Source organism: Mycobacterium sp. IDUB_28 (assembly GCF_055419285.1).
Genome location: NZ_JBVAXK010000002.1, coordinates 81,425 through 96,821, shown reverse-complemented (window position 1 = coordinate 96,821; position 15,397 = coordinate 81,425). Strand labels below are relative to the sequence as shown.

Genomic DNA, 15,397 nt, shown 5'->3' with positions numbered 1-15,397 from the left:
CGTTCCCCGCCGGCGGGCGGTTGCCCCCCTGCATCGTCATCGACGCAACTCACTTGCCCGGGCTCCTCTTCTTCCAACCACTTCGCATAGTCGTCCCGGTTGTTCGCCCGGAACCCCGTGTCGATCTCGGTGCCCGACGGCAACCGCCACCGGATAGCCAGGATCCCATTGCGCACACCCACCTTGCCGACGATGCCGCGCTCACAACGGATGTCCACCACCGACTCCCGCGGAATCCAGATCGGTTGCGCACGAATGCGTTCCACTAGAATTCCGCCGGTGTAGCGGGTCAGCACCGCCTTGCTGCGGTACCCGAGATCGCCGACGGCGATCCGGTCGTTCCAGGCCGGGGACAGTGTGCAACCGACGTAGAGGCCGGGCGTGGTGATCAGGGCGGCCCCCACCTCGTCGGGCAGTTCGGGCAGCTCGCCGACCAGCTCCACCTGCCGTTCGGCCCGGCGTCGCCAGCCCCGCATCATCAACTGGATGACCACCGCCAGCAACACCACCAGGACCGCCGCAAAGATCAGCGATCCCACCATGGTGCCTGAATTCATACCGGACTCTTCCCGTCTCGGGCGGTGACCCTGCCGCGCAACAGCGTCGCAGTGACCGTCGCAGGCAGTGTCATCGACTCGTATGGCGTGTTGGCCGAACGGCTGGCCAACTCGCCGCCGGTGACCGTCCAGGTGGCGTCCGGATCGACCACGGTCACGTTGGCCGGCTCCCCCACTTCCAACGGCCGGCCCTGATCGGGCAGCCCCACGATGCGCGCCGGATTCTCGCTCATCACCCGGGCGACGTCACGCCAGGTCAGCAGGCCCGGACGCACCATCGTCTGCACCACCACCGACAACGCGGTCTGCAGGCCGAGCATGCCCGGACGCGCCGCGGAGAACTCGACGCACTTCTCGTGCTCGGCATGCGGGGCGTGATCGGTGGCCACACAGTCGATTACCCCGTCGGCCAGGGCCTGACGCAGCGCGATAGCGTCGGCGGCCTCGCGCAGGGGCGGGTTGACCCGATTGCGCCCGTCGTAGCTGGCCAGCCTGCTGTCGTCCAGCAGCAAGTGATGCGGGGTGACCTCGGCGGTGATCGAAATACCTTGCTCCTTAGCCCATTTCACCAGCTCCACGGTGCCGGCGGTGGAGGCGTGGCAGATGTGCACCCGGGCTCCGGCGTCGCGGGCCAGCAGGGCGTCGCGGGCGACGATGGATTCCTCGGCGGCCCTCGGCCATCCGGTGAGTCCGAGCCGGGCGGCAGTGGGCCCTTCATGGGCGATCGCCCCGACGGTCAGCCGCGGCTCTTCAGCGTGCTGGGCGATCAACACCCCCAGCCCGGTGGCGTATTCCAGCGCGCGGCGCATCACCAGCGGGTCGTGCACGCAGATGCCGTCGTCGGAGAACATCCGCACCCCGGCGACACCGGCGTGCATCATCCCCATCTCGGTGAGCTCTTTGCCGGCCAGCCCGATGGTGACCGCACCGACCGGGTGGACATCGACCAGGCCGACCTGCTGACCCCGGTGCCACACGTGGTCGGTGACCACCGGGCTGTCGGCCACCGGATCGGTGTTGGCCATCGCGAACACCGCGGTGTAACCGCCGAGAGCGGCTGCCGCCGAACCGGTTTCGATGTCTTCGGCGTACTCCCGGCCGGGCTCGCGCAGATGCGTGTGCAGATCCACGAAGCCGGGCAGCAACACCTGACCGGAGGCGTCGATGACGTCGGCGGTGTCGGGAATCTCGAGTCCGGCACCGATTTCAGCGATCTGGCCGTCCGCCACCAGCACGTCGACGGGATCGCCCGCACCGTAGCGTCGGACGCCCCGAATCAGCACACTCATGCCGCCGCCTCCTCGGCACCCACCAGAACGTGGAACAACACCGCCATGCGCACATGCACACCGTTGGAAACCTGTTGCAGCACAGCCGATTGCGACGAATCCGCGACCGCAGAGGAGATCTCCATACCGCGCAGCATCGGGCCCGGGTGCAGCACCACGGCGTGTCCTGGCAGCAGCGCCTGGCGCCGCGCGGACAGTCCGTACAGCGCCGAATATTCGCGCACCGACGGGAAGAAGCCGCCGTTCATCCGCTCGGCCTGCACCCGCAACATCAGCACCGCGTCGGCAGCAGGCAGTTCGGCGTCGAAGTCGTTGGACACGGTGACCGGCCAGCTCTCCACCCCGCGCGGCAACAGGGTCGGCGGCGCGACCAGCACCACCTCCGCACCCAGGGTGTGCAGCAGCATCACGTTGGAGCGGGCCACCCGGCTGTGCAGGATGTCACCCACGATCACCACCCGGCGACCCTCGATGCCGCCGAGTCGTTGCCGCACGGTCAGCGCATCCAGCAGAGCCTGGGTGGGATGCTCGTGGGTGCCGTCACCGGCGTTGATCACCGACGGCCCATCTTGGCGACCGGTCCACTCGGCGAGCAGATGCGCCGCACCCGAGGCGGGATGCCGCACGATCAGCGCGTCGGCGCCGGCCGCGCGCAGGGTCAGCGCGGTGTCGCGCAACGACTCGCCCTTGCCGACCGAGGACCCGGTCGCGCTGACGTTGATCACGTCGGCGCTCATCCACTTGCCGGCCACCTCGAACGAGACGCGGGTGCGGGTGGAGTTCTCGTAGAACATCGTGACGACGGTGCGTCCACGCAGCGTCGGGAGTTTCTTGATGTCACGGCCCACCAGGGCTTGGGCGAAGCGGTCGGCGTCGTCGAGTATCGCAGTGGCCTCGTCGCGGGTCAGGTCCCCGGCGCTGAGCAGGTGTCGCCTGGTCATCGGGTGATCACCACGCCGTCGTGCCCGTCGTCCTCGCGCAGCCGCACGTGCACGCTCTCGCTGCGCGAGGTGGGCACGTTCTTGCCGACATAGTCCGCGCGCACCGGCAACTCGCGGTGGCCGCGGTCGACGAGGACGGCCAGTTGCACTGCCCGGGGACGTCCGACGTCGCGCAGCGCGTCCAGGGCGGAGCGGGTCGAGCGACCGGAATACAGCACGTCGTCGACCAGGATGACCAGTGCGTCGTCGACGCCACCGGCGGGGATCGACGTCGCGGCCAGTGGTCGCGGCGGTTTGATCATCAGGTCATCGCGGTAGAGGGTGATGTCCAGCGAGCCGTGGCCGACGTCGACGCCGCTGAATTCGGCGATGTTGGCGGCGAGCCGGCCCGCCAGTGTGACGCCGCGGGTGGGGATTCCCAGCAGGACAACACGGGTCGAGTCGGGGTTGTCCAGTGCGGTCTTCTCGATGATCTGATGAGCCATACGAGAGATGGTCCGACCGACGTCGGCCGCTGACATCAATTCTCGCGGTTCCCGGACAGCACCCATACGAGAGCTTGACCTCCTTCTCCGCCTCTCCGGACGGATCGTTAAAGGATGTCGACTGCCGGGCAGCCTAACACGGGCTGGGGTGGGTGATTCGGCGCCGGCAGCGGCTCAGCGGAGGCCGAAAAGGATGTTGGTCACTTCAGTCCCATCCGGCTCAGCTGTACCGGATTCAGACACCCTCGGTGGTTTGCCCACCTCTGCGCGAATTGCCTGCCTATGCGCGACTTTTGCACGAATCACAGAGCTGTTGCGCCACTGGCTGGATGCCGTCGCTAGGAACAGTATTGCCCGTTGATCCGGCAGTTCGCGGGCGGCGAATAGGTACCGGACAACACGCCGCGCATGCCGCCGTTGGCGGTACCACCGGGGGCAATCGTGCGATTCCAGTTCGCCGGGGTGATCACGTAGTGCGTGCCCACCTGGGTGACCGTGCTGTTCCAGGTATGCGAAACGGATTCGCCCGCCGGCAGGTCGAATTCCAGCTTCCAGTCGGTCAGCGGCGCCACGCTCATGTTGGTGACGATGAAGCGGGCGATGAAACCGGTCTGCCAGGTGTGTTCCACCGTCAACGTCGCGGTGGCGGCAGCCGCGTCGGCCACGGGGGCGGCGCCGATCCCGAACAGTGCCACCGCGAATGCCGACATGGTTGCGTGAAGCGCTGTGCGCCAGGGCTTCTCGCATCTGTGCCGTCCGCTCATAGGAGCCAACACTATAGCCGGACAGGCGGTACCGGCCCCCTCGCCGCAGGGACGCTGCCGTAACTTTGCCCAACCGCAACCGATGTGAAATGTCAGCGCAGCAACGAAAGTCAACCCGGTGCGCCGTCGGCGGTGCTGCCGAAACCGCCGAAGCCGCCGCGGCCATCGGCGTCGCCGAAGCCGTTACCTCCGGCCCCGCCGTTGCCGCCGAAACCGTCATCGCCGCCAATACCGTTGCCGCCGTTGCCGCCGTTGCCGCCCGGGGCGACGATGCCGCCGTTGTCACCGGGGCCGCCGGCGCCGCCGCGCGCGACCAGCCCGGCCTCGGCGTCACCGCCGTTGCCGCCCGGTCCGCCGTTGCCGGTCAACCCACCGCTGCCACCGGCGCCGCCCCGGCCGCCGGTCGCGTCGCCGGTGAGTGAGCTCGCATCTCCGCCGAGTCCGCCGAAGCCACCGGTGCCCGATCCTGCCGAGCTACCGCCGTTGCCACCGTTGCCACCCTGGGCGAACCCGTTGGCTGTCTGCGCGGTGCCGCCGTTGCCGCCGGGACCGGCGTTGCCGATGACGGACGCGCCGCCGCTACCGCCGTTGCCGCCGATCGCGCCAACCGTGCCGACCAGGTTGTTGCCACCCGCACCGCCGGCACCGCCGCTGCCGAAGTCACCCGCGTCGCCGCCGTTGCCGCCGTCACCGGCGTTGCCACCGGGGGCGGCCTGTCCCCCGTTGCCGCCGTTGCCGCCGCTGCCGGCCAGGGACGCCCCGGCGCCCCCGTCGCCACCGTCGCCGCCGAACAACGAACTGCCGCCACTGCCGCCGTTGCCGAACATGACCGCCGCCGCTCCACCGTCGCCGCCGTTGCCCGACCCACTCGACCCGCCGTCGCCCCCGCTGCCCGCGATGGCGCCGCCGCTGCCTCCGGCACCGCCGTTGCCGGACGCGCTGAAGCCCCCGCCACCGCCGTTGCCGGCCAGAGCTCCACCGCTTCCGCCATTGCCCCCGGGTTGGCCCGCGCCGGTAGCCGCGCCCCCGGCACCGCCGAACCCGAGCAGACCGGCGTTGCCGCCGGCGCCGCCGGCCCCACCACCGCCACCCTGGCCTCCGGCACCGAACAGCAGCCCGCCTGTTCCGCCGGCGCCGCCGAATCCCGCGGTACCACCGTTGCCGCCGTTGCCCCCGGTGCCGACCAGGCCGGCGGACCCGCCGCTGCCGCCGCTGCCCGTCGGCGCGGAGTTGGAGTAGCCGTCGCCGCCGTCGCCGAAGAGCAGCCCCCCGGCGCCTCCGGCGGGATTGCTCGCCGTGCCGGCGGCCCCGTTGCCGACCAGCGGTCGTCCCAGCAGCACCTGAGTGGGTGCATTGACCAGGTCGAGCGCAGCGGTTTGCCACGACGGCAATTGCGCTGCCGCTGCCGAAACCTCGCCGTGATAGCCGGCCATCGCGCTCACATCGCGCGCCCACATCTCCTCGTAGACCGACTCGACGGCGGCGATCGCGGGCGCGTTCTGGCCGAACAGGTTTGAGACGACCAACGCCACCAGGTTGTTCCGGTTGGCTGCGACCACCAACGGACGCACCGTGGCGGCCTGCGCTGCCTCGAACGCGCTCACCACGGTCTGCGCCTGGCGCGCTGCCAATTCCGCTTGCGCCGCAGCCACATTCAAGAAGGACGCATACCGGGCGGCGGTCTCGGCCATGGCAACCGACGAACTGCCCTGCCACGCCTGCCCGGTCAGGTCGGAGATCACCGAGGAGAACCCCGCCGCCGACGCGTTCATCTCCGTCGCGAGCAGCTCCCAGGATGTCGCGGCAGCCGACATCGGCCCCGTCCCCGCCCCTGCGAACATCAGCGCCGAATTGACCTCCGGCGGCAGCATGACAAAGTTCATCCCTCGGCCCCTCCCCGATGCCACAGCACTGTGCTGCTCCCGCCGGTGCGAGCCGCGTCGCCGCCGGGACCAACCCGATATCCCCCGGTCAGATCATCCGCGCACAGCACTGACGGCGGGCCAGAACCAGGCAATCGTTCGTTCTGCGGCCCAAACGGGCACGATGCGCCGGACGGCGACTGCACGTTTAGGGCGATGTTGCCCGGGCACCCACGGCTCAGCCCGCAGGGCTATTCCGGCGGACCACGCGTGGTTCCCGTCCACGTCGAAGGAAGCCAAACACCATGTCGTTTGTCGGTGTCGTACCAGAAATCCTGCAAGCCACTGCCGGTGATGCGGCCCGCGTCGCCGACCTGATTCGAACGGCCCAGGCGGTGGCCGCGAATTCCACCACACACATCGCGGCGGCCGCGAATGACGAAGTGTCGGCGTCGATCGCGGCGCTCTTTTCCGGACATGGACAGCAGTTCCAGGCGGTCGCGGGCCAGGCCATGACATTTCACACCCGGTTCGTACAGCTGCTGAGCACCGGGGCGGGTGCCTACTCGAGCGCAGAGGCGAGCAACGCCGGTCCGTTGCAGACGTTGCTGGCCTCGGTGAACGACCCGGTGCAGACACTGACCGGGCGCCCGTTGGTGGGCAACGGCGCCAACGCCGCGCCGGGATCGGGTCAGAACGGTGGCGCGGCCGGCTGGCTGATCGGCAGCGGCGGCGCCGGCGGATCGGGCGACCCCGGACAACACGGCGGCAACGGTGGCGCAGCCGGCCTGTTCGGCAACGGAGGTCCCGGCGGCGCCGGTGGCAGCATGACGGCCGGCGTCGGCGGCAACGGCGGTACGGGCGGGGCCGGCGGCCTGCTGCTCGGCAACGGCGGCGCCGGCGGCAGCGGCGGAATGTCCAGCAGCGCGACCGGACTGGGCGGCGCCGGTGGCGCCGGCGGATCCGGGGTGTGGCTCGGCGGCGGCGGGCCCGGCGGAGTCGGTGGGGCAAACCCGACCGGTGTCGGCGGCACCGGCGGCGGGGGCGGCGCCGCCGGGTTCATGGGCCAGATGGTCGCCGAGGGCGGCGGCAACGGCGGCGACGGCGGGGTCGGCCGCACCGGAGGTGCGGGCGGGGCGGGTGGCGCTGCGGGCCTGCCGGCCGGACCGGGTGGGAGCGGCGGCGCCGGCGGGGTGGGCGTCTTCGACAACGGCGGCGCCGGCGGACCGGGCGGAACTGCGGGGTTCCTGGTCGGCGCGGGCGGATCCGGCGGCGGTGGCGGGGCGGCGAGCGGATCCGGGGCGGGCGGGAGCGGCGGCGCAGGCGGTGCGGCGAGCATGTTCCTTTCCGACGGAGGACCCGGCGGTGTTGGCGGACAGAGCATTTCGGGTCTGGGCGGGACCGGCGGCGCGGGCGGTGACGGCGGCTGGGTGTCCAATGGCGGCGCTGGGGCTGCCGGCGGGTTCAGTGAACGGGGGAACGGCGGAGCCGCCGGGGCCGGAGGGCGGGGCGGCTTGCTGATCGGCAATGGCGGCGCCGGCGGGGCCGGCGGTGACAGCTCGGCCGGGACGGGGGGTATCGGCGGCGCGGGCGGTGATGCCCGGCTGATCGGTGTCGCCGGCAACGGCGGCAACGGCGGGTTCTCGCCGGTCACCGTCGGCACCGCCGGATCCGCCGGCATCGCGGGGCCGCTGCAGGGCGCGTTCAACGTTGTCAACGCCCCCACCGAAGCGCTGCTGGGCCGTCCACTGATCGGTAACGGGGCCAACGCGCCGACCGGCTCCGGCCTCGACGGTGCAGCGGGCGGAATCCTGCTCGGCGCCGGTGGCGCCGGCGGGTCAGCCGGAGCAGGCGGCACCGGCGGAGGCGGCGGCGGTGCGGGCGGATTGATCGGCGCCGGCGGCACCGGCGGCACCGGTGCATACTGCGCGACCGGCGACGGCGGGATCGGCGGGGCCGGCGGCAGCGGCGGACTGCTGTTCGGCCGCGGTGGATTCGGCGGCGCCGGTGGGTCCACGCTGGCCGACTCCTTCCGGGGTGGCGTAGGCGGCGGCGGCGGTGGCGGTGGCTTGTTCGGATCCGGCGGCAACGGTGGCGTTGGGGGAACCGGCGGAATACTGGGCGGGACGGGCGGGGCCGGCGGATCGGCCGGACCTCTCGGCGGCGTGGTCACCGCGGTCGGGGGCAACGGCGGGTCGGGTGGCAGCGGCAGCCTGCTCGGCGGCACCGGCGGAGCCGGCGGGGTGGGCGCGCTGGTGGGCGGTCCCGGTGGCGCCGGCGGCGCCGGCGGCGTCAGCGCGACCGGCACCGGCGGTCAGGGTGGGACCGGCGGCAATCCCGGCCTCCTGTTCGGCATCGGCGGAACCGGCGGGACCGGTGGCTTCGGACTCACCGGGGGCGCCGGCGGTGACGGGGGCGATGCGCTGGTGCTGTGCCTGAGTGGTGGCCCCGGTGGCACCGGCGGAGTCGGGCTGACCGGCCCGGGAGGCGACGGCGGCAGCGGCGGCAACGGCGCCGTCATCATCGGTTTCGGCGGTGACGGAGGAACCGGTGGCATCACGATCGGTGGTGCGTCGGCCGGAAACGGTGGCCGCGGCGGCGACGTCGCCATTCTGGGTGTCGCCGGTGCCGGCGGGGCCGGTGGCGACAACGTCAGTGGGGGTCTCGGCGGCGCGGGTGGCTCCGGAGGGAACGCGGTGTTGATCGGCAACGGCGGCAACGGCGGTAACCGCGGCGTCGGCGGCCCGGTAGGTAATCCAGGCACCGGCGGGGGCGGCGGGTTCGTATTCGGAGCGGACGGGTTGAGCGGACTAACCTGACGCCGCGACTACTTCCGGGTCGTACCCGCGGCGGCCCTCGTGCGCCCAGGCAAGCAGGTCCGGGGGCGCAAGCTGGTTGATCCGGTGGTTGTAGCGGCGGTACTCGTCGCGGGTGAAGTACTCCTGCCACTCACCGTTGCCGCCGCGACGGAAGAACTGCTCATCGCTGCGCCAGATGCCGTCGGTGGTGTTCGGCGCGACTTCAGCTGCCCGAGAACGCATTTCACCGAGTGAGGCATGCCGGCTCAGCTCCTGCGCACGCTCGCGGCTCAGGTCGTAGCCGAGTACAGCAGCAAGGCGCAGCATCTCCCCCACCAGATCGGCCTGATAGTCGGCGTAGTGGAACAGCGCCACGTTGGGCAGGTGGCGGCGCTCCCATACCTTGCCGAACTGGTGCATCACGTTGGCCAGAGTGCCGATTCCCTTCGGCGGGGTGAAACCCACCCCGGGTGGCGGCAGCGCGGGCCCTTCCAGCCAGTGCCGGAACTCGTCGATCGGTCCGCGGCCCAGCGGACCGGGTTCGGGTCCCGGCGGACCCAGGCGCTCTTGCGGAGGCACCGCGATCTCGTGCAGCGCCCGCACCCGCGCGCGATCCATGTTGGTCGTCTGATGCAGCATCGACACCGCGGCGTCACGCGGGTCGCGCCCCACGCACAGGTAGGTGACCCGGTCGTCGAGCACCAGGCCGTCCAGCGGCGTGTGGGTCTTGATGAACCGCCGGTGCCGCTGCGCGTCGAGGACGGCGACGACCTCGCCGATGGGCCGGATCGTCTGGTCGAGCCACGGCGACACCGTCGACAGTGGTCCGGGCAGCTCAGGCCCGTCGAAGACGAGCAACGACACCAACCGCTGCGTCCAGGTCATCCCGCACTTCGGCGGGGTGGAGATGACGATGTCACCCTCGCGCAACTGCAACGCATCCCAGCGCAGATTGTCGGTCATCAACTCGCGGTACAGCACCCGCTCGCGCAGCCGATTGCTCATTTCATTCACCCCGGATGATGTCGAACAACATGCCTTCTACGGTGACCCCCGGCGCGAACGAGAACGCCACGCCCGTCGAGATCGGCTTGGCCGAATCCGCCTGTCGCACCATGAGTTCCAGCACGAAGATGAGCGAGACGCTGAGCATGTTGCCGAACCGGGCCAGCACCTCCCAGCTGTGCGACGCCCGCTCCGGGCCGATACCCAACGATCGCACGGACTGCTCGATGATCTTGGGCCCACCGGGATGGATCGCCCACAGATCAATGTCGGATTTCTGTAATCCATTGTCCCGCAATACTTCTGCTACCACCGGTGCGACACTGCGGAAGATGTAGTCGGGTAGGTTCTCCGACAGTTCGCAGGTGATGCCGTTGTGGTTGACGCCCAGCACTATGCCGTCTTCGGCGTCGTCGAGCAGCTGGGTGAACGCGCTGCGGATCACCACGTTGCCCTGCGGCAGCTGCTTGTGCACCTGGCTGGCGCCGATCAGCAACGCCCCGCACCCGTCACCGAACAGGCTGTGGACCACCACGTCGTTGACATCGTCGGCGAAAACGGCGTTCACCGAACACAATTCGATGCACACCACCAACGACTTCATGCTCGGATGGGCCCGAACGTAGGTGGCGGCGGTGCGTATGGCGTTCATCGCCGCCGCACAGCCCATGAAGTTCACCACGACGCGCGACACCGATTTCGGCAATCCCAGTTCCTTGACGATCGCGACATCGACACCCGGTGCGATGAATCCGGTGCTGGTGACGAACACCACCTGCCCGATCTCGTCGGTCCGGTACGGCAGACCGGCCAGAGCACGTCTGCTGACGTCGACCGCCAGCGGAACCGCGTGCTGGAAGAACAGGTTCATCCGGTCCCGGACGGTGCCGGGTTCCTTGCGGAATGCGTCGAACGCGGGATCCAGCGGGTCCACCGCCATCCGGCGGGCCCCGACCCGCGTCTTGCGGTACAGCCGCGGGATCCGTTGCCGCTGTTCGGGATCGTCGAAGAGCTCCGCGACTCGCTCGGCGGCATCGGCCTGGTGCACGACCCGCGGCGGCGAACCGGTCGCGATGCCCTCGATGACCGCCACCGTGGTCGGTGGCGCCGGCGGCAACTGAGCCAGCCGGACTTCGACTTCTGCTGCGGCGGGGAACATCACGCCGCCCTCCGTAGGGGTACTCACACCGACCCGATCCCGACGAAGCCGGCCACCACGTACCTGGCGCTGTCCTTGAACGCCGTCGGCGAAAGATGTTCGCGCACCACGCCCCACTTGCGTTCCCGCGCCGGCCGCGACGGCGACAACAGATAGCTGCGGCACAGCTTGGGCAGCCGGTCGCCGAAGAAGCTCTTCGGCGGCAACCATTCGACACCGAACTTCGTTGCCTCCTCGCGCAGCACGTCCTCGGTGACGATGTTGGCGAATCCGCTGCGCTGGAACGGCAATACGTGATGGACGCGGTGCGAGCTCAAGCCCGCCGACAGGAAGCAGTCGACGTAGCGGTTGCCGAGCACCGACAAGTCGTTGGCGTGCTGGACCTGATCGACGGCCCAGTCCTGTCCTGCGGGCACGGCGGCGCTGTCCTCGTCCTCGAACTCGTGGCTGGCCACCACCAGAAAGGTGCTGATCCACAGCGTGACGGCGAATTGCAAAGCCCAGGCCCAGAAGTCGCCGGCTGCCAGAAAAACCACCATCTCGGCCACCAGCAGCAATCGCACTCCGGACGACCCGAGGAAATGCGGCAGCGCATTGCGCCAACTCCCGTAGCCCTCTTCGACACCGACCTTGCGGGTCATGTTCCACACGTCGGCGATCCGCACGGCCATACCGGTGAGAAGGTGACCGAATTTGTGCAGGGTGTGCACCGGAATGCGATACAGCCGCGGCAGTCGCATCATCATCGTGAAGACGTTCTTCTTGATGTCGACGTCGCTCTGCGTGTACGGATGGTGCAGCAGGGTGTGACCGTCGGCCACGACCAGCGCCAACGCGATGTAATTCAGGTCGAATGTGTTGGCGAACACCCTATTCAGGCCCCGCTGGGCACGGTGCAGGGCGTAGTGGCCGTAGGCGACCAGCGAGCTGCGCAGCAGCACCATCGCAAACACGAACGCCCACAACGGCATCCACCGCGGCTCGATCAAACGCACCGCCTGCACCCCGAAATAGGAGATGGCCAGGAGCACCACCACGATGTTGAAAACGCGGTCCATGCGCTTGATTCGCGCGGCCAGCGCCGGCTCGGTGAGCCGCGTCTTGACCCGGTGCATCAGGTCTTCCTGATTGCCGAACCGGTATTTCGGTGTGTCCCGGCGGCTGTCGAAGTCGTCTTTGAACAGAAACGGCGGCGCGTTGTGCTTGGGATGGATGTCGCGCGGAGTTGCGGCGCGGTCCAGCGAATAGCGGCGATCAAGGATGCGCTCGACCACTTTCGGGTCGCGGTGGTATGACTCGATGACCGCGGTGATGTCCCGGTTCTTGGTTCGCCCGATGAAGAAGGCGCCACCGGGATGCTTGTCGATCCAATCGCTCAAATCGTAGGCCCGCCCGTTGTACACCCACACGTCGGGAAGCACCGGCGGGCCGCCCGGCGGAGGCCCGGGACGCGGGCCGGGGCCCCGCTCTTGAGCTTCCCCGTTCCGCCCGGGCTCAGGACCCGGCGCGAGGCCGCGCTCCCGAACCTCGGGGAGGTCGTTGGTCATTCGTGGTCCTCCGGGTCTGGTCGAATGAAATCGGCTGCGCGCCGGGCTTTCCGGCGAGCTGGCCCAAATGGTGGAGGGCCGGCCTTGGAGGAGCCTTGGAGGATTCTCAAAGGATGTCTGTTCGGTGTTAGAAAGTGCACGTCAAACGGGATGCGACCCGGGCGCGTCGGTCGCTCGAGCGATGCCGCCTTGCCCGGGTCGGTCCCGATCGGAGACTGCCCGGCTAACCTTCCGGGTTCGGAATGGTCACCGGCGCACCCCATTTGGACAAGTTGATGGTGACGTGACCCTTGTCCTTGTCGAGCACCATGCGCACCAGATATGCGCTCGGCGGCGTGCCGGGCGCCCCCGGCGCTTTGACGTCGGCGATGTAGAGCGTGATCGGCAATGGGCCCTTGGCGTCCTTGCCGATCTGCGGCACCAGCGGGTCCACGACCGCCGGGTCGATGGTCCCGGTCACCTTGATCACGGCGACCCCGTCGATGTTGTCGTTCCCGGCAACCTGCGGGTTCTGGACCTTCGCGATGACCGCGCCGATACCCTTTTCCTTGTCCAGCACCACGCCTGGGTCGTAGAACTTGACCGCCTCGCCGACCGAGTTGTACTTGCCGGCGTCGTCCTTGATGAACATGGTCTTGTTGGTGACGATGAACGTCTTGGGTACCGCGGGAGTCTTGGGTTGCAACCTGATGGTGGCGTCGCCGACGGCCCGTCCACCCAGATTCTCGGGCTCATTGGTCACATCAGCATTGACCGATTCCATCGGCAAGGTGTTGATGTCGGCGGTCGACAGATTGATGTGCACGTTGCGCAGCCCGGTGGTGGCTTTGGAGCTGTCCGTCAGCAGCTGTTGCGCGTCGGGTGAGGGGGACGTGGACGAACCGGACGTTCCAGCGGCTCCGCTCGTCGCCGACGTGGTCGAGGATCCCGAGGACTTGGACGGCTCGGAGGACTTGTTTCCGCCGCAGCCGGTGATGACGGTCGCGACAAGTGCTGCGGCGAACAGGATCGCGACCTACACCCGGGTCGAGGGTTTACGGGAGACGGGTCGATGGGAGATTTGCGCTTGTGAGATCAAGCCATTCATGGCCAGCCTTTGCTGAGTTAACCAACCGGTGGTATTGAGCAGCGGGTCGCTACCCTCGTCGTACGGTGTGGACGGAGCCTGGGCGTCGCGCCCCCACCCTTCGTCGCGGACCTCGGTGACTGCACACCCGCACCCTGGTTCACCAGCAACGACACCATTCTCCCGAGTCGCCGCCCTCACAGCGCGTTCACCAGATCACTTTGCCGGAGAGCGCGACAGTAACATGCGGCCCGCGCGGTGCAAACCGTTTCCCGGCAGTAACTAACGGTGGGGTCTGACCGGTGCGGCGGCCTCAGTCGATCTTTGCGGAAACGCCAATTTCCCGCGCGCGCGCCCGGGCCGCTAACCTACCCGAGTGAATCTCGACGGCAATCAGGCGACCATCCGCGAGGTGTGCGAGGCGGGTCTGCTGGCCGGAGCCCTCACGGTGGTCTGGCAGCACGGAGAAGTGTTGCAGGTCAACGAAATCGGGTACCGGGATGTCGAGGCCGGCCTACCCATGCAGCGCGACACGTTGTTCCGCATCGCCTCCATGACCAAACCGGTGACGGTGGCAGCGGTCATGAGCCTGGTCGACGAAGGCAAGCTGACGTTGCGCGATCCGATCACCCGGTGGGCGCCGGAGCTGGCCGACCTGCAGGTGCTCGACGATCCGCGTGGCCCGTTGGACCGCACCCATCCCGCGCGACGGCCCATCCTGATCGAGGACCTGCTCACCCACACCAGCGGCCTGGCATACGGCTTTTCAGTGACCGGTCCGATCGCGCAGGCGTATCTGCGGCTGCCGTTCAACCAGGGCTCCGACGTCTGGCTGAGCGAACTCGCCGAATTGCCGCTGGTGCATCAACCGGGCGAAAAGGTGACCTACAGCCACGCCATCGACCTGCTCGGCGTGATCCTGTCCCGCATCGAGGACAAGCCGCTTTACGAGGTTTTCGACGAGCGGGTGCTCGGACCGGTGGGCATGCCGGACACGGGGTTCTTCGTCACGCCCGAGGCGCGATCCCGGGCCGCCACCATGTACCGGCACGACGAGCACGGCCGGTTGCGGCACGACGTGATGGGTCCGCCGCACGTCAAGCCCCCGACGTTCTGCAACGCCGGCGGTGGGTTGTGGTCGACGGCCGACGACTATCTGCGATTCGTGCGCATGTTGCTGGGCGACGGGTCGGTCGACGGCGTTCGGGTCCTGACCCCGGAGTCGGTGGCGCTGATGCGCACCGACCGGCTGACCGAGGAGCAGAAGCGGCACAACTTCCTCGGGTCGCCGTACTGGGTGGGACGCGGATTCGGCCTGAACCTGTCGGTGGTGACCGACCCGGCCAAGGCCACCCCGCTGTTCGGGCCGGGCGGCGTGGGGACGTTCAGCTGGCCGGGCGCCTACGGGACGTGGTGGCAGGCCGACCCGAGCGCAGACCTGATCCTGATGTACCTAATTCAGTACTGCCCCGACCTGACGGTGAACGCGGCCGCGGCAGTCGCGGGCAATCCGACGCTGGCCCGGCTGCGGACCGCGCAACCGAGGTTCGTCCGGCACACCTATCGCGCGCTCGGGTTGTAGGCCCGACTCGCAAGCCGGTGTTTGCGCCCCCGGCGCTGGGGGCGTCACGCTGGCGTGACGCTCGACAGCCACAGCCACACTGGCGTGACACTCGACATGCGCAAGCACAAGCATCGCCACCCCACCGGCTACCGCCCCCACGCTGGCGTGACGCTCGACAGCCACAGCCACGCTGGCGTGACACTCGACGTGCGCAAGCACAAGCATCGCCACCCCACCGGCTACCGCCCCCACGCTGGCGTGACGCTCGACAGCCACAGCCACACTGGCGTGACACTCGACGTGCGCAAGCACAAGCATCGCCACCCCACCGGCTACCGCCCCCACGCTGGCGTGACGCTC

Annotated in this window: 13 protein-coding genes and 1 pseudogene; 4 read left to right on the top strand and 10 right to left on the bottom strand. The window is 69.2% G+C overall.

The features are described from left to right. Nucleotides 1-68: 68 nt before the first annotated feature. The 6 genes and pseudogenes from ACZYZ9_RS04505 to ACZYZ9_RS04480 form a co-directional block, all read right to left on the bottom strand. Nucleotides 69-557, bottom strand: a pseudogene (locus ACZYZ9_RS04505) (PH-like domain-containing protein); the annotation flags it as partial. Then, nucleotides 554-1,846, bottom strand: coding sequence for a dihydroorotase (locus ACZYZ9_RS04500; protein ID WP_463825019.1), 1,293 nt, complete (start codon nt 1,844-1,846; stop codon nt 554-556). The pseudogene ACZYZ9_RS04505 and the gene ACZYZ9_RS04500, both read right to left, overlap by 4 nt. Continuing rightward, the gene (locus ACZYZ9_RS04495) at nt 1,843-2,787 is read right to left on the bottom strand and encodes an aspartate carbamoyltransferase catalytic subunit (protein ID WP_463825018.1); all 945 of its coding nucleotides are present in this window, start codon (nt 2,785-2,787) and stop codon (nt 1,843-1,845) included. Before ACZYZ9_RS04495 ends, ACZYZ9_RS04500 begins: the two co-directional genes overlap by 4 nt. After that, complete coding sequence (gene pyrR, locus ACZYZ9_RS04490; protein WP_463825017.1) at nt 2,784-3,338, bottom strand: bifunctional pyr operon transcriptional regulator/uracil phosphoribosyltransferase PyrR; 555 nt, start codon at nt 3,336-3,338, stop codon at nt 2,784-2,786. The genes ACZYZ9_RS04495 and pyrR overlap by 4 nt, the downstream gene beginning before the upstream one ends. 272 nt (nt 3,339-3,610) lie before the next feature. After that, nucleotides 3,611-4,036, bottom strand: a complete 426-nt coding sequence (locus ACZYZ9_RS04485; RefSeq protein WP_463825016.1) for a cellulose-binding domain-containing protein — start codon at nt 4,034-4,036, stop codon at nt 3,611-3,613. Nucleotides 4,037-4,146: 110 nt separating this feature from the next. Continuing rightward, a complete protein-coding gene (locus ACZYZ9_RS04480) occupies nt 4,147-5,919 on the bottom strand; it encodes a PPE family protein (protein ID WP_463825015.1) in 1,773 nt (590 codons plus the stop codon). 284 nt (nt 5,920-6,203) lie between these two features. Here ACZYZ9_RS04480 and ACZYZ9_RS04475 point away from each other — a divergent pair, with 284 nt between their 5' ends. Beyond that, the gene (locus ACZYZ9_RS04475) at nt 6,204-8,717 is read left to right on the top strand and encodes a PE family protein (RefSeq protein WP_463825014.1); all 2,514 of its coding nucleotides are present in this window, start codon (nt 6,204-6,206) and stop codon (nt 8,715-8,717) included. On the opposite strand, the gene ACZYZ9_RS04470 is transcribed toward ACZYZ9_RS04475, so the two are convergent. The 4 genes from ACZYZ9_RS04470 to ACZYZ9_RS04455 all read right to left on the bottom strand — a co-directional run bounded on the left by ACZYZ9_RS04470 (nt 8,709) and on the right by ACZYZ9_RS04455 (nt 13,254). Beyond that, the gene (locus tag ACZYZ9_RS04470; RefSeq protein ID WP_463825013.1) at nt 8,709-9,701 is read right to left on the bottom strand and encodes a sulfotransferase domain-containing protein; all 993 of its coding nucleotides are present in this window, start codon (nt 9,699-9,701) and stop codon (nt 8,709-8,711) included. The genes ACZYZ9_RS04475 and ACZYZ9_RS04470 overlap by 9 nt on opposite strands. 1 nt (nt 9,702) lies before the next feature. Beyond that, nucleotides 9,703-10,860 carry a type III polyketide synthase gene (locus ACZYZ9_RS04465; RefSeq protein WP_463825441.1) on the bottom strand — a complete coding sequence of 386 codons (1,158 nt, stop codon included), beginning with the start codon at nt 10,858-10,860 and terminating at the stop codon, nt 9,703-9,705. Between the two features lie 23 nt (nt 10,861-10,883). Beyond that, complete coding sequence (locus ACZYZ9_RS04460; RefSeq protein WP_463825012.1) at nt 10,884-12,407, bottom strand: fatty acid desaturase; 1,524 nt, start codon at nt 12,405-12,407, stop codon at nt 10,884-10,886. 223 nt (nt 12,408-12,630) lie between these two features. Next, nucleotides 12,631-13,254, bottom strand: coding sequence for an LppX_LprAFG lipoprotein (locus ACZYZ9_RS04455; protein ID WP_463825440.1), 624 nt, complete (start codon nt 13,252-13,254; stop codon nt 12,631-12,633). 25 nt (nt 13,255-13,279) lie between these two features. Here ACZYZ9_RS04455 and ACZYZ9_RS04450 point away from each other — a divergent pair, with 25 nt between their 5' ends. From ACZYZ9_RS04450 to ACZYZ9_RS04440, 3 genes are all read left to right on the top strand, one after another. After that, the gene (locus ACZYZ9_RS04450; RefSeq protein ID WP_463825011.1) at nt 13,280-13,510 is read left to right on the top strand and encodes a hypothetical protein; all 231 of its coding nucleotides are present in this window, start codon (nt 13,280-13,282) and stop codon (nt 13,508-13,510) included. Nucleotides 13,511-13,849: 339 nt separating this feature from the next. After that, nucleotides 13,850-15,055 (top strand): serine hydrolase domain-containing protein, encoded by a 1,206-nt coding sequence (locus tag ACZYZ9_RS04445; RefSeq protein WP_463825010.1) that lies wholly within the window; start codon nt 13,850-13,852, stop codon nt 15,053-15,055. A 54-nt stretch (nt 15,056-15,109) separates the two neighbouring features. Further along, nucleotides 15,110-15,397: hypothetical protein (locus tag ACZYZ9_RS04440; protein ID WP_463825009.1), on the top strand; the 288-nt coding region annotated here is incomplete at its 3' end.

Coding starts and splice junctions, on each gene's coding strand:
- ACZYZ9_RS04475 (WP_463825014.1), top strand. CDS start 6,204: ATGTCGTTTGTCGGTGTCGTACCAGAAATCCTGCAAGCCACTGCCGGT.
- pyrR (WP_463825017.1), bottom strand. CDS start 3,338: ATGGGTGCTGTCCGGGAACCGCGAGAATTGATGTCAGCGGCCGACGTC.
- ACZYZ9_RS04470 (WP_463825013.1), bottom strand. CDS start 9,701: ATGAGCAATCGGCTGCGCGAGCGGGTGCTGTACCGCGAGTTGATGACC.
- ACZYZ9_RS04485 (WP_463825016.1), bottom strand. CDS start 4,036: ATGAGCGGACGGCACAGATGCGAGAAGCCCTGGCGCACAGCGCTTCAC.
- ACZYZ9_RS04465 (WP_463825441.1), bottom strand. CDS start 10,860: ATGTTCCCCGCCGCAGCAGAAGTCGAAGTCCGGCTGGCTCAGTTGCCG.
- ACZYZ9_RS04480 (WP_463825015.1), bottom strand. CDS start 5,919: ATGAACTTTGTCATGCTGCCGCCGGAGGTCAATTCGGCGCTGATGTTC.
- ACZYZ9_RS04460 (WP_463825012.1), bottom strand. CDS start 12,407: ATGACCAACGACCTCCCCGAGGTTCGGGAGCGCGGCCTCGCGCCGGGT.
- ACZYZ9_RS04500 (WP_463825019.1), bottom strand. CDS start 1,846: ATGAGTGTGCTGATTCGGGGCGTCCGACGCTACGGTGCGGGCGATCCC.
- ACZYZ9_RS04495 (WP_463825018.1), bottom strand. CDS start 2,787: ATGACCAGGCGACACCTGCTCAGCGCCGGGGACCTGACCCGCGACGAG.